The sequence below is a fragment of the Microbacterium sp. genome, from assembly GCF_047607465.1.
GTDB lineage: Bacteria > Actinomycetota > Actinomycetes > Actinomycetales > Microbacteriaceae > Microbacterium.
This window is the reverse complement of sequence record NZ_JASGCY010000058.1, coordinates 18,248-31,300: the sequence shown is the minus strand read 5'-3', so window position 1 is coordinate 31,300 and position 13,053 is coordinate 18,248. Positions and strand designations below refer to the sequence as shown.

16 protein-coding genes are annotated in these 13,053 nt (G+C 66.3%); 12 read left to right on the top strand and 4 right to left on the bottom strand.

Annotated features, from left to right (window positions below; genetic code table 11):
- Window positions 1–129: 129 nt before the first annotated feature.
- Window positions 130–795, bottom strand: coding sequence for a hypothetical protein (locus QM568_RS07745; RefSeq protein ID WP_415137484.1), 666 nt, complete (start codon window positions 793–795; stop codon window positions 130–132).
- A gap of 192 nt (window positions 796–987) precedes the next feature.
- Between QM568_RS07745 and QM568_RS07740 the strand changes: the two genes are divergently transcribed.
- Window positions 988–1,269 carry a helix-turn-helix domain-containing protein gene (locus QM568_RS07740; RefSeq protein WP_415137482.1) on the top strand — a complete coding sequence of 94 codons (282 nt, stop codon included), beginning with the start codon at window positions 988–990 and terminating at the stop codon, window positions 1,267–1,269.
- An 8-nt stretch (window positions 1,270–1,277) separates the two neighbouring features.
- Here the strand turns inward: QM568_RS07740 and QM568_RS07735 are convergent, their stop codons facing one another.
- Window positions 1,278–1,628 (bottom strand): DUF6907 domain-containing protein, encoded by a 351-nt coding sequence (locus QM568_RS07735; protein WP_415137480.1) that lies wholly within the window; start codon window positions 1,626–1,628, stop codon window positions 1,278–1,280.
- Window positions 1,629–1,762: 134 nt separating this feature from the next.
- On the bottom strand, window positions 1,763–2,503 hold the full coding sequence (locus QM568_RS07730; RefSeq protein ID WP_415137478.1) for a hypothetical protein: 741 nt from the start codon (window positions 2,501–2,503) through the stop codon (window positions 1,763–1,765).
- Between the two features lie 225 nt (window positions 2,504–2,728).
- Between QM568_RS07730 and QM568_RS07725 the strand changes: the two genes are divergently transcribed.
- Window positions 2,729–3,298: a DUF4190 domain-containing protein gene (locus QM568_RS07725; RefSeq protein WP_415137476.1), complete on the top strand. Its 570-nt coding sequence runs from the start codon at window positions 2,729–2,731 to the stop codon at window positions 3,296–3,298.
- Window positions 3,299–3,579: 281 nt separating this feature from the next.
- On the top strand, window positions 3,580–4,086 hold the full coding sequence (locus tag QM568_RS07720; RefSeq protein ID WP_415137474.1) for a hypothetical protein: 507 nt from the start codon (window positions 3,580–3,582) through the stop codon (window positions 4,084–4,086).
- 173 nt (window positions 4,087–4,259) lie between these two features.
- Here QM568_RS07720 and QM568_RS07715 read toward each other — a convergent pair whose 3' ends face one another.
- Window positions 4,260–5,492 (bottom strand): hypothetical protein, encoded by a 1,233-nt coding sequence (locus tag QM568_RS07715; RefSeq protein WP_415137472.1) that lies wholly within the window; start codon window positions 5,490–5,492, stop codon window positions 4,260–4,262.
- A 239-nt stretch (window positions 5,493–5,731) separates the two neighbouring features.
- Here QM568_RS07715 and QM568_RS07710 point away from each other — a divergent pair, with 239 nt between their 5' ends.
- The 9 genes from QM568_RS07710 to QM568_RS07670 all read left to right on the top strand — a co-directional run bounded on the left by QM568_RS07710 (window position 5,732) and on the right by QM568_RS07670 (window position 12,859).
- Window positions 5,732–6,010 (top strand): hypothetical protein, encoded by a 279-nt coding sequence (locus QM568_RS07710; protein ID WP_415137470.1) that lies wholly within the window; start codon window positions 5,732–5,734, stop codon window positions 6,008–6,010.
- An 11-nt stretch (window positions 6,011–6,021) separates the two neighbouring features.
- Window positions 6,022–6,510 carry a hypothetical protein gene (locus QM568_RS07705; protein WP_415137468.1) on the top strand — a complete coding sequence of 163 codons (489 nt, stop codon included), beginning with the start codon at window positions 6,022–6,024 and terminating at the stop codon, window positions 6,508–6,510.
- 98 nt (window positions 6,511–6,608) lie between these two features.
- Complete coding sequence (locus tag QM568_RS07700; RefSeq protein WP_415137466.1) at window positions 6,609–7,400, top strand: hypothetical protein; 792 nt, start codon at window positions 6,609–6,611, stop codon at window positions 7,398–7,400.
- Window positions 7,401–7,402: 2 nt separating this feature from the next.
- Window positions 7,403–8,467 (top strand): hypothetical protein, encoded by a 1,065-nt coding sequence (locus QM568_RS07695; RefSeq protein WP_415137464.1) that lies wholly within the window; start codon window positions 7,403–7,405, stop codon window positions 8,465–8,467.
- On the top strand, window positions 8,464–9,189 hold the full coding sequence (locus tag QM568_RS07690; protein ID WP_415137462.1) for a hypothetical protein: 726 nt from the start codon (window positions 8,464–8,466) through the stop codon (window positions 9,187–9,189). The genes QM568_RS07695 and QM568_RS07690 overlap by 4 nt, the downstream gene beginning before the upstream one ends.
- A gap of 224 nt (window positions 9,190–9,413) precedes the next feature.
- Entirely contained in the window at window positions 9,414–10,088 is a 675-nt protein-coding gene (locus tag QM568_RS07685) for an MT-A70 family methyltransferase (RefSeq protein WP_415137460.1), read from the top strand.
- A gap of 3 nt (window positions 10,089–10,091) precedes the next feature.
- Window positions 10,092–10,313: a hypothetical protein gene (locus QM568_RS07680; protein WP_415137458.1), complete on the top strand. Its 222-nt coding sequence runs from the start codon at window positions 10,092–10,094 to the stop codon at window positions 10,311–10,313.
- 163 nt (window positions 10,314–10,476) lie between these two features.
- On the top strand, window positions 10,477–10,713 hold the full coding sequence (locus QM568_RS07675) for a hypothetical protein (protein WP_415137456.1): 237 nt from the start codon (window positions 10,477–10,479) through the stop codon (window positions 10,711–10,713).
- Between the two features lie 121 nt (window positions 10,714–10,834).
- Window positions 10,835–12,859 (top strand): type IV secretory system conjugative DNA transfer family protein, encoded by a 2,025-nt coding sequence (locus QM568_RS07670; RefSeq protein WP_415137454.1) that lies wholly within the window; start codon window positions 10,835–10,837, stop codon window positions 12,857–12,859.
- Window positions 12,860–13,053 lie beyond the last annotated feature (194 nt).

Sequence of the window (13,053 nt, the reverse complement as noted above, 5' to 3'; positions counted from 1 at the left end):
GGGCGGACGGCAAGCAGCACATGCGGCGCCGACCTCGGTTGAGCATGGTTTTCTTGAAGAAGAGCCCGCCGAGCGACGAGTGCCGGTGGGCTCTTCTAGTCGCTCGAGGCGGGCTCGAGTGGGTGAAGGTCAGTTGACCGTCATACCGCCGGAGAGGACTCCGCGGCTGATGTGGGCGAAGTGCTGCAGGAACACTCCGCCGTTGACACGGGCATCACCGTCTACGCGCGCGTGGTGAGCGAGCGTGACCTGTCCTCTGACGATGGCTTCACCACCGACTGCTGCATTGTCGCGGAGCGTACCCATGTCAGCGACGATCGCCGTGCCCTCGATCACCGAGCGGTCGAAGAGTCGGACGGATCCGACCACGATCGCACGATCTTTGATCATGGCCCCTGGTGCAACATAGACGGTCGGCGCGACCACGGCGAGCAAGCTCACTAGCCCGCCGCCGTGCCTATGCACGTGGAAGCGCTGATCACCGATGAGGATGTCTTCGCTCCCGTATCGCTCGCGCCAGGGCAGCAGGAGTGGTCCTTCGAGTTCGGGATCGTCAACCTCCGAACCGATGTTGGTGTTCTTCTTGATGGTGGTTGCGTCACATGTGTGAGGCACGAGCGCCCTCCTTGGCGTGTTGATTCCTAGCCCTGCGGTTGCAGGAGTGACGACACCATTCCTCCGCGCCGACGAGCGGCGCGATGGCGTCATCGCTCCCACACCCGAGAGATGGCTGGAGAGAGCTATTCTGAGCACGGCATGAGGCAGAAGCGTGCTGATGTCGAAGCATCCGTGCATCAGGCACGGGCTTCAATCATGACGAATTATCGCACATTTGTTCTATATTGTCAATAGCCCGTAGTGCCCACCCCACTTACGCGACCACCACATCTGGGGTCGGAGCCTTCTTGCAGCGTGCGTTGCCAAGATCGCCGATGAGACCAATTTTTATCGGTGTTCACCAACTCTTGTTGGTCAGAGCCTGGGGTGATGGCTATTGCACCCGAGGCGCGCGAGGAGTGGGCCGCGTTCGCTCGCGAGCTTGGGCATCGGCTGCGACGCGCTCGGGACGAGGCGGGGCTGACGCAAGAACAGTTGGTGGAACTCGCGGGAATCTCGCTCTACGCGTATCAGCAGTATGAGCGGGGTGCGGCGACACGACGGGGTGCGCCGACAAACCCGCGGTTGGCGACGATTCTCGCGATTGCTCAGGTGCTCGATGTCCGGCTCGAGGAGTTGTTGCCGGCAGCACCGAAGCTGACCACCCGGTAGCACGCAACCTACGGCTTCTCGCGTTCATCACTCACGTCGCGCAGAAGGCTGCCGAGCGCGGCATGGAGTCTGCACGCGCTTTCATGAGTGAGTTCGAGCTTCTGCTGGTCGTTCGCGATCGCGATCCACGTCTCACGAGCACCGACGCTTCGGAACGTGAGCACGTTGAGCTCACCGGCTTCGACGTCGTCGCCTGGACGAAGAGCAGGGCGCGGCCACCGACGTTGCTGCTGAATGATCGGGACGACACGATAGTCGCTGTGGTGGCACCGGTCGTCTTCAAGGTGCTGGCCGGCGTGCTCGCCGTCGCACCATGCCGGGCAGGGTTCGGTAAGCCAGTCGGGGCGTTCGAACGTCATCGTAGTGCTCCTTCCGCCCGGCCATGAACGCGGCCAGGCGAGGAACCACACAGCCCGAGAATGCTCCGGAAAGCGAGCGAAATCGCCGATGGAGAACACGCCGCAGTTACGCAGCGCACGCCCACCTCTCGGAGTCAGTTCTGCGGGAAGAACCAGAGGATCCAACCGTCGCCGAAGCTACCGTTGAGCTCGATCATGGCGGACTGGCCGGACGCGCTGACGTAGCCACAGTTCCCGGTCCTGGCTTCTGCGCGGGCGTTGACGATGTCGTAGAGCGGGTCGCAGCTCTTGGCATAGCCCGCGTTCGTGAGGGCGGTCTCCCAGGCAAGCGCCGCTGCCTCTCCCGCCTGTTCGTCCTCGAACCACACCCAGTACCGGTCGACCTGTGAGGTATCCGGTGTGTTCTGGTGGCAGACCGCGTGGCCATCTGTCGCCGGGAGCGGGGCATTCGCCTTCCAGACGTCGGGGAAGTCCGTGAGGATCTCGACGGTGTAAGTCGGCTCCATGCTGCCGAAGCTGCATTCCTCGGCGACAGCGTCCTTGCCGGCGCTGCCCGACGAGGTATCGGTGTCGTCCGAAGGAGCAGCGGCCATCTGCCCTCCCGTCAGGTCGATCATGACGTCGTTGAGAGTGCGGGACATGTCCATGCTGCAGGCGTTCTGCGCCCCGGCGAGGAGGCTGTGGTCATTCGCCTCCGTGTAGGTGCTGCCGGTTACGCTGCCCATCGCGGCATAGGCCGCATCCAGCGTGGCGCTCGCATTGAACTCCTCGCAGGTCACCGTGACCGTCGCCGCTGCGGCCGAGGCCGCGCCAGCCGTCGCGGTCGACGACCCAGCCACGGGAGTCGATGCGCAAGCGGAGAGCGCGAGCAACACCCCGATCCCTGCCGCGACCGATCCTGCACGAGAGGTGAGACACGCCACGAGAAGCCCCCAGAGTTCCTTTGCCAGCGCCCCGGAGAAGCGGGTGTTTCCCGGGGCTGCTGGCCGCTGGGTTCGAACATACCCAGAAACCAATGAAAATTGGTAATGTGCGGTGTGGTCGGCCGCTTGGAGCGGGTGGCGACCACCTCACGTCACGAGTTGGAAGGCAGCCGCCCGATGAACGCCGCACCCACCACCCGTCCCGTCGGGACACCGGCGCCAGGAACGAGCCTCGGGATCGTGGCGCTCATCTGCGCCTTCCTGATAGCTCCCGTCGGGCTGATCCTCGGCCTCGTCTCACGATCCGAGTCCAAGCGTGCCGGAGCGGCACCGACCACTCTCGCAAAGCTCGCGATCATCCTCAGCTCGGCCTTCACCGGACTCGCCATAATCGGAACTGTTGCCGTGATCGTGTTCGTCAGCGTCATCGCGGGCTCCACTGTATCCAGCGCCGACAAGGCCACCCGTTGCACCACGTTAACCGGCTACCTCTCGACACTCGACAGCTTCGCCGCTACCAGCGGCAGCTCCTACGACGAGGACTCGACCCGAACAGTCGAAGAGATCGGCAACAGCGTGATGGCGGACCCGCCGACATCACAGATGAAGTCCACCGCCGAGTACCTCTCCTCAAGCGCCGCGAACCTGATCGCCAACGACGGCGAGTTCTACCTCCCCGACGACCCGACTGGTGGCGCCGCCAGCTTGCTCGCTACCAACATCCGCGACTACTGCGCCGCAGAGTAGACCCCCGTCTCCGCGGCACACGTGAGCGCCCGAACGAGGCAAATGGCGTCGGTTCGTTGTCAAAAGCACAACCGCCTTCTGACCTCTGTCGGCAGATGCCGCGGCATCACCCGGGCTCTTTACAAGACGGAGCTGATGTGTCATAACAAGGGCTGTCCTACGAGATCTGAGGGCCGCGCCCTGCCGTCCGAAATGAACGACGCGACGGCAGCGCGCCGCTCTCAATCACTTCTGTGTTTGAGCGTCAGGCATCCACCGACACAGATCAAAAGGACACCTCGATGCCTCACGTCTACAACCCGCCGCTGCCGTCCGTTCCAAGAAGCGGCAGCCACGTGCAACGGTTCACCTTCATCGTCACCCACAGCCCTGAAGAGTTTGTCGCGCTACTGTCCGAGCTCGAACAGGGGCCCGCGCGCAAGTACATCCCCGACCTCCTCGAAACGTTGAGGGAAATCGCGTTCTTCGGCTACCAGGATCACTCGATGGCGATCCTCGAACTGATGCTGAAACACGAGAACAATCACGTGCGCGCACACGTCGCAGACTTCATTGAGGTCGTTGCGGGAGCCGGCATCGAGCGCTTCGAACAGATCATCTGGGAGGAGCTGCTCTTCGACTCCGACGATCTCGTATTCAGGACGACATACGAGAGCCTGGTTGACGCATGGGAGATCAACGCGGAGCGGAAGTTCCCGTACAGCTACCCCGAACTGCTGCTGGCAGGCATCAAGCTCGGTCGCGCGCGTCCGCGCTATCTCGCGATCTGCGCCGCCGCTCGGTCCTGACGAGAGTCACGCAGACCTCGCATCATCCAACCCCGCCGCTCCGGCGCGACGATGCTCCCGCGGAACCTCACGGTTCCCGGTCGAAGCGCCGTCACTACGAGTGAGCGGGGCATCGTCATATCCCGGCACCCAGCCCCTGCAGCAATGCAGGGGCTTCTTCATGCCCGACCGTCCTACGACGGCTCCGTGGCGGAGATCCGCTCCAGCGCAGCCCGCAGGTCGGAGATGGTGCGCTGGCCGAGACGGCTGTCGCCCTGCAATCCGATCACACGATCGATCTCTTCGAGTTGCGCACCCGCCGCTGACCAGGCGAGGCGTAGATCGTCGAGGCCGAGCGGAACAACGGTCGGCACCGCCTGGCTTGCCAGCTCCTGCCACTCCCGTCTGGCACGGATCACGAGCGCGACCGTGTTACTCAACTGCACCGGACTCAGCTTCACCCACGGGCGTACGTAGCGCTCCGTGAGCAGCCGTGTGTGCTTCGCATGGGAATCGATGAGGGCATCCCCACCGATCGGTGTGGTCATCGACATCAGGGTGGGGAGGGACGCCTCGAAGACCGCGGGTGTCAGCCGTTCCAGGGTGTCGCGAATGTTCGTGAGGAGCGTGAGGCGACGCCCGAACTCGGACCACGAGGTCGGCGCCGACATCTCAAGCTCGCCCGCGACCTGGTCAGCTTCCTTCAGGAGACGCGGAATAATCCGCGCTTCGAGCGTTCGGACGCGCTCGTAAAAGGCACGCACCGCGGAAGTGACGGGCTGTGCTGGGTCGGGCGCGGATGGCACGGCGGGCTTCGTCTGCTCCTGCTCAGCCGTCGGGAGCGGCTCTCGAAGCAGGCGATTGCTGCGCGGATCCCAGAACTCGATGCCGTCCCCGCCATCGACGAGCGCAAGCAGGAGAGCGACGAATGCGTCCTGGATCTGCGTCTTGAACGGCTCGCGGTGCCCATCGTGGTGGTGCGTGCTGGTCAGTGGGAACGGGTCCGTGATCTGCTCACGTTTGGCCTGATACTCGTGCGCAGCCCACGCGTGCCGGAAGGAACGACGCTCCCGCTCCATCGCCCCTTTCCGTGATTCCGCGAGGTCTGCGAATACGCAGAACGCTTGCCAGTCCTCGCGTGTCGGCCAGGCTTCGGAGATGCCCCACCAGGCGCACGCGGCATAGAGCAACCTGCGGTACTCATCCCATAGCGGCGAAGTCGCGAGGTCGCGGTCGAGCGCATCGACGCTGTTCACGACCCGCTGCTCGAGCGATTGCCCGGCGGTGACGTGCAGTGCGGCCGCGAGCCTCGGGAAGTGCTCCGCCGTGAAGACATGACCGATGTGCTGTCTGCCCATCGAGTCTTCCCGGAGTTCGCGCTCCCAGGCGGGGACCTCGTCGTGGTCTTGCCGCGTCGAGGTTCCCATTCCCACAGGGTATCGAGCAACCCACTCTGCCCCGGAACGAGCGCCCGGTCACGATGGCGCGATTTGGCTACTCATCTGGTGGTTCCAGGTTTCGCACCACGTTCCACGCCACGTCCTCCGCCCCGTCTCCAGGTTCCGCACCACGTTCGAGGTGCTTCCGCTGGACGGCGATTTCGGCCGCATCTACCGTCGGCTGAACGCAGCACTCCGCCGTAGCCAATCCATCTGAAGGGCGTCTCATGGTTACCCCCATCCTGAGTTCGACGCTTGGCGTCACCACCGGCTTCACCGCGGAGGACGAGGTCATCGCGACCGCGCCGCTTTGGGAGGTCGTCACGTATCAGGGGCTGTTCCACCCCGGCACCACGTATTACGTCCACGCCGAGTCGAAGTACCACGCGGAGTGCCTGGCCTCCGAGCAGATGACGCATGGCGAGTGGTTCCCGACGTTCTCTGCCTGCCGCGTCGCACCCGACACAGCGTCCGAACTCCTCATCCCGACGACCATCCATCAGTGAAAGGACAGTCCATGCCCACCATGATCCCGAGCGCGCAGCTCGAGGCGATCACCCGCCTCGAGCTTGCCGCCGAGGCCCTCGCCAAGGCGCTGCGCGCCGTGCAGCATCCCGACCTGAACCTCGCCGGGGGCGCGATCATCGCACCGTCCGGTCTAAAGCACTTGGCTGAGATCACCAGCACCGCGCACGACCTCACGCAGGCTATCCGTCCCGTTAGCCCCGCTGAGGTCGAGTCCGAACCCCCGCCGACCCTGCAGGAGCTGCTCCTCTCGGACGACGAAAGCGCGCTCGTCGACCGGGTGACCGTCGGTCTGGCCGCGGCGCTGCGCACCTCGATGCAGCAGGCCCGCGCTCAGCTCGCCCAGCACCCGTCCTTCCAGGCAGATCTCGAGTTCACGGGCATCGTCTTGCAGGCGGCGCTGGCGGGCGGCAGCCGCTTGGGCTACCGCATCTTCCAGTTCCTCGACGCCGCAGGCACGGAGGAACCGTCCGCCACGTAGCCGAAGCCAAGAGCGGGGTGGCTCAGCGCCAACTGAGCCACCCCTGTCACTGAAGCTCCACCCCATCACCTGCGAAAGATCAAGGAAAGGAAACGTCGATGACGTTCTCAGTATCCCGCCGTGCGCTCGCGCTCGGCATCACCACCGCTGTTTCGGTCGGCCTGCTGGCCGGCTGCTCCACCGGAGCCAACGCTCCCGGCGAGCTCGGACGCCTCCAGGGAATCCTGGCGGATTGCCCGGACGCCACACTCAACACCTTCATCCAGCTCGATGAGTCCGGCTCTGCCCGCGACGCCGCCCTCGCGAAGGAGCGGCTGCTGCTGGTGCAGTCGGTCGCGGAGCGCACGCTGGTCTGCGGCGGGCACCTGAAGGTGTCCGTGTTCAGCAGTAGCTCGGGCGCCATCAGCGCGCTCTACGACGGCGATGTCACCATCCAGACCCCGACGGAGAACGCCCGCCTCAAGCGGGTGCCGAATGCGCTGAACCAGGTCATGCGTGAGATCGCGACGGCGTTCGATCCGGCGGTCGAGGCATTGCCCCAGGACGGCAGCGATGTGCTGGCCGCGTACCGGCTGTTCACGGAGCAGGCTGCCCAGTTCCCGGAGTCCCGTCTCGATGCGTACCTGCTCACCGATGGCCTGACCAACGTCGGGCCGGTACAGATCACCGGAGCGCTCACCGAAGGTGAGGCGACGGCGCTGGCCGAGCAGGTCGACGTGCCGAGCCTGCCTGCAGACTCCTCACTCACGGTCGCGGGCCTGGGGCGCGTGGCCGGCGACCCGGTGCCCTCGGACGTCATCTCCGGTGAGGTCACCTTCTACACCGCCCTCTGCGAAGAGACCGGTGCAGGTACGTGCTTGGCCGTCACGGACTTGGCGGTGACCCAGTGAAGATGCTCGGCGTGTTCGACGCCGCCCTCCAGTCGGAAGCGGAGGCCGCGGAGGTCGCGCTGCAGCGGATCGACGAAGCGGCGGCCGTCCCGCGCCCGAGCTCCATCGGCAGCACATACTTGGAGCTGGAGCGCGAGGAACTCGAGCTGGAACAACCGGAGCAGTTCACGGCGCTCGGGATCGAGACCGCCCGCCCGCTCCGGGCCGAGGCCGCCGGGCTCGCCCTGGCCGCCGAGGCCGGGAGGCGCCTACTCGATGGGCACCTTCCTATCCTGACCGCTGCCGAAGAGCGGCTGGTCGCGACAACGGTGGTGCTCTCGCCGCACCGGCGCCGCGCCCCGAAGGCCAAGCGCTGGCACTACCTGGCGAAGACCGCGTTTCTCTGTGGCGACCTCGCCGGGGTCGCCAGTGCGGCCATCTGGCTCGGCGAGTACCCGGAGATCGCAGTAGTCATGGCCATCGCTGCGGCAGCTGCCACTGTCACGGCGGGGTTGTCCGGTGCCGAGGTGCGCGACCTCCGCGCCCGAGAGCGTCGGGCTCGCCCGCTCGACACCCTCACCGAGCAAGAGCGTCCGTTCGCGCCGCTGTTCACCGCCCCCGACACCGGGTGGCCCTTCGTGAAGGCGCTGCTGTGGGTATCGGGGGCGGTGGCCTCCATGATCGCGGTCTCAGTGTTCGCGCTGCGGGCAAGCATCGAGGATCCGCTCGCCGGGGCCGTGTTTGGCGGGATCGCGATGGCGGTCGCGGCAGCCAGCTGGATCGAGAGCTACATGTACGCCGACGAAGCGGCAGACCTCATCGAAACCGCCGAAGCGGACTACGCCCGCGCGCTTGCCCGTCATCAGCAGCTGGCCGGAGCATCCGCTTGGCGTCACCGCGAGACGGTGCTCGCCGAGGCCGAATCGGTCACGGCGGAACACGACCATCGCGGGGAGGCAGCCCGCCGACACCTGCGGGCGCTGCGGTTCGGGGTGTTGCGCCGGAACCCGCAGGTCGTCGGGCACGGCCCGGCCGCCGAGCACACCGCGATCGGGCAGACGACGCGCCGAGGCGGTGGTGCCCAGTGATCCCGCCTATCATCCACCCGCAGCTGCTCCCTGGTGGGGTTCTGCCGCTTCGCCCCGAGCGGTTCACGCCCGAACCGTGGGTGGAGCTCGGATGGCCGGGCCTGGACGCCACCCGTCCCAGCCTCGACCTGATCCTGTTCGACGACTCCGGCTCCGTGACTGCACCTGTCGGGACTGATCCGGTCGGCGGGCGGTTCCGAGAGGCGTGGCAGGCGATCCGGGTGGTGGGCAGCTGGTCGGTGACGAACCGAGCGAAGGTCGCGGTGCTTCACTTCGACCATCCGGTCGGGGCCAGCCCGGTCGTCACACTCTCGGATCGCCATCTCAGCACCGTTCTCGAGCCGTCGTTGCAGACACCACGCGCGGGGGCAGGGACAAGCGATCTGCTGCCAAGCCTGGAAGCCGCCGAGATCCTCGCGTTCGAGCATCCGGGTCACGACGTGCGTCTGACGGTGTTCTCGGACTTCGAGCTCACCGACGCCGACCCGGACGCGGCGCTGTCGAGCCTGCTGGCGTTCCCCGGGACGGTGCACGCGGTCGTACTCGGAGGCCAGCCACCGCTCGACCTCATCGATGCCGCGGGCGTCACGGTGACGCCGCTGCGCGCCAGCGACCCTCCGGGCAGCTTCGCTGCTGCGGTGCACCGCAGCCTCACCGCGACTCGTCGCGGGCGCCGGTACTCCGTGCTGCGCCGGGGAGCCAGTAAGGGGGCGCGCTCATGAGTGAACCCACGCTGCATACGTCCGAGCTGGGTGTCGTCAATTCCACAACACCCGCGAATACATCCCCGTCACCTACCGCAGCTCCTGAGCGAGCCGCTGTCCGCTCGACCGTCTCGCCGCGTGGCGGCGGGAGCGATCGGACGGTTGACGACTTACCCGCCTTGCCTCATACCAATCCTCCGGTGCCTGGCCACGAGCCGGGCTCCGGGAAAGGAGACATCACCATGTCCACACCAGCAGCAACACCGAGCGCACTGGGAGCATCGACTCTCCCCGTCCAGAAGACGGCGGTAGCGCCCGAGCGCTTTGCGGTCATCGCGGCAGATCCGCCGTGGGACGTCCTGCAGCGCGGCCCGCTCGGCGCAAACCAGCACTACGACGTCATGACCCTGGATCAGATCAAAGGCATGGGCGAGGCGGTCAAAGCGCTCGCGGAAGACAACGCCCATCTGTACCTGTGGGTGACGAACGCCACGCTCCGCGTCGGCTACGACGTCATGGAAACCTGGGGCTTCACCCCGCGCTCCCCCCTGACCTGGGTGAAGTCGCGCTTCACGCTCGGCCAGTACCTCCGTAATGCCACCGAGCATGTCCTGTTCGGCACCCGCGGCAAGGCACCGGTGCAGTTCCGCAGTCAGCCCACATGGGTGTTCGCCCCGCTCCAGGAACACTCCGTCAAGCCAGATGAGATGTACGCGATCATCGACCGCGTTTCGGGACGCGACACCAAGAAGCTCGAGCTGTTCGCTCGCCGCCAGCCACCGGCCCCCAACTGGAGCGTCTGGGGCAACGAAATCGAAAGCGACGTCAGCCTGGCCCCCTGGGGCTACCCGGTGCCGAGCGACTACGCCCGCCAGGACGACGATGCACCCGCCTCCGATCACGAAGGCGAGGGATAAGCCGTGTTCTGGGACGAGAAGAAGCCCGACGACAAGAAGCCGGAGACGCTCATGGACAAGTTCTTCCGCGCCTGCCTGCTGGCGCTCGGCGGCGTGATCGTGCTGTGGCTCGCGCTGCAGCTGCTGGCCCAGTTCTGGGGATGGCTGCTACTGGCAGCCGCCCTCTGCGGGCTCGCCTGGGCGACCGTCTGGTTCGTCCGCTGGCGTCGCAACGGGCGGTGGTGACCATGAGCACATTCACCTCTGGCCGGGCGTTGTGGAATACACAACGGGTATTGACAAATCCCTGGCTATGCCTCATAAACGACCGTCCCCTCCGCGATCACAAGCGCTTTGACGGCGCTGCGGGAGGAGCACATCAACAACTGAACAGAGAGGAGGTACTGCCTTGAGCACTCCAACCAACCGAGCAGGCCGACGCCGCTATCGCAAGAGTCGCGATCGCCGCGTCTGGGTCTTCTCCGAACTCAATCACGACCTCCGTCCCGAGCAAATCGCGAAGATCCTCGTCAGCGGCGGTCTGGAGCAGGCCCGACGAGAGGCCGAGGCCCGCGCCGAAAAGGAGGCTCGCCTGCTGGCGGATGCCGAGCCGAAAACTGAAGGCGAGGAGGCCAGCGATGCCTGAGCCCTTCGTCTTCACTCGGCTCTACCTGCCACGCCCGATCCTGGCCGAGACGGTCACGAACCTGCTCCGCCGCCTGACCGGCTCCGACGCACCCCGCCCGCTCTCGCTTGAGGTACGGGCGGTGGACGACGGCATCCACTACATCCTGGGGTGCACACCGACCAGCGTGCACAAGGTGCGTCACCTCCTGCGAGGGCTCTCCCCGGACGTCGTGTTCGCCACAACGACCCGCGATCCGCTGACCGCAGCGCGACGCGTCGAAGCCCGACAGAACGGCCTGCCCGTTGCCGCGCTCGATCCGGAGCACCTCACGGCGGCCATCTATCGCGCCTTGGATGCCAGAAAGCCCGGCGAGAAGGTCGCGCTGCAAGTCGTCCTCGGCCGCACGTTGGCACCGTACTTCGTCCGTCCGGATGCGCCGGATCCACTGCAGCCGGTCGGCTCACGGCTCTGGCACGGCGTAGAGAAGGCAGCACCCGAGACGCGTCGCAAGCTCCAAGACCACGCCGCCGAACCCCGGCTGCACATCACGCTGCGGATCGGGGTCGACAGTCCGGACCCGAAGCGCCGCGAGGCCCTGACCCACTGCGTGTTCGGCAGCCTGCAAGGGCTAGAGGCGATCGGCGTCCGGCTGCGGCTGGTGCCGGAATCGCCCCGCGAGCTCCATCACGGTTCGGCTAAGCACGCACGCCTCCAGCTAACACCGTCCGAACTCGCACCCCTGCTCGGGTGGCCGCTGGGCGAGAGCACGCTTCCGGGCGTCGATCCGCTTCACCCGAAGCGACTGCCCGTACCGAAGGGCGTGTCATCGACGCAGGGCGTCTTCGCAGTCGGCACGGCACCCGGACCGCAGCGCCCCATCGGGTTCGATCCAATCGACCGCCTCCAGCATGCGGTGGCCATCGGGCCAACCGGCTCTGGGAAGTCGGTGCTCCTGGAGCACCTCATCCTGAGCGACATCGTTGCCGGACGGGCCTGTGTGGTGGTCGAGCCGAAGAAGCAACTGGTGGACTCAATCCTCGATCGCGTACCTGCGTCCGCCGCAGGGCAGATCGTCGTCCTCGACGCCTCGGAGCGCCAGCCGGTCGGGTTCAATCCGCTGGAACTCAGCCCCGACGACGACCCCTATGTCGTCGCCGACAACCTGCTGGCTGCCTTCGCCGCCCTGTTCGCCGACGGCTGGGGGCCACGTACGGAGTACCTGATCCAGGGTGCGCTCGTGACGCTCCTGGTCGCGGGACAGAAGCGCGCCGCGCCGTACACGATCATCGACCTCCCGTCGTTGCTCACCGACGCACCACTGCGCCTGGAAGCGACCAAGTACGTCGTGGACGATCCGGCGCTTGCCACCTTCTGGCGCGAGTTCGAGGAGATGCCCGTACGCCAGCGCGTCAGTCAGATCGCGGCTCCGCTCAACAAGCTCCGCAAGATCGTGATGCGCCGCAACCTTGTCGCCGTGCTCGGTCAGCCCTCGCCGCGTTTCCGGCTCCGCGACGTCTTCCGCGAGAACAAGACAGTGCTGGTGCCGCTCAACGAAGCACTCCTGGGTAAGGGCGCGGCCAACTTCCTCGGCAGCCTCGTGCTGGCCGAGCTCTGGACAGCGACTCTGCGCCGCGCCAGCGAGAAGGATCCGTGGAAGCGGCCCGGCATGGTCTTCGTCGACGAGGCGCAGAACTATCTGCACCTGCCCACCGACATCGGTGACGCCATGGCCACCAGCCGCTCCTACGGCATCGCCTGGCACGTCGCCCACCAGTTCCGCACCCAGTTGCCGCCTGGCATGCGGGAAGGGTTCGACACCAACGCTCGGGCGAAGTTCGCCTTCGTGCTGGGGCCGAAAGACGCCAGCGACCTCGCCAAACACGCACCCGACCTCACCGCAGACGACTTCCAGCGCCTGGGCAAGTACGACATCTACTGCCGCCTGGTTGCAGGCGGCGCCCCAACGGACTGGTTCTCCGCCCACACACTGCCTCCGGCACCAGTCGTGGGCGCAGCCGACCGCATCCGCGAAGCCAGCCGCAGCCTCTACGGAGCGCACGTTCAGACCGCCCTCGACAGCTCGATGGAGCACGTAGAAGCCGCTCTCGCCGCGAGTGCTCCGGAGCCGAAGCTCCCACGTGGGCAGCAAGCGAGGCGCCGATGACGCTCACACCACTTGCGCGCCACCTCGAGGGGCGGATGTCCGTTCTCCCGTCCGCTCGGCCGTCCGCTCGCCTCCAGCACAGCACCCCGCACCCCGCCCGTTTCCGGCCCTTTCAGCCCCTTACGGGCGGGGACTCCCCCTGCTTTGCAGGGGTGATTCCAAAGGCCGCATCGGGCGCTACCCCTGACAGGAGG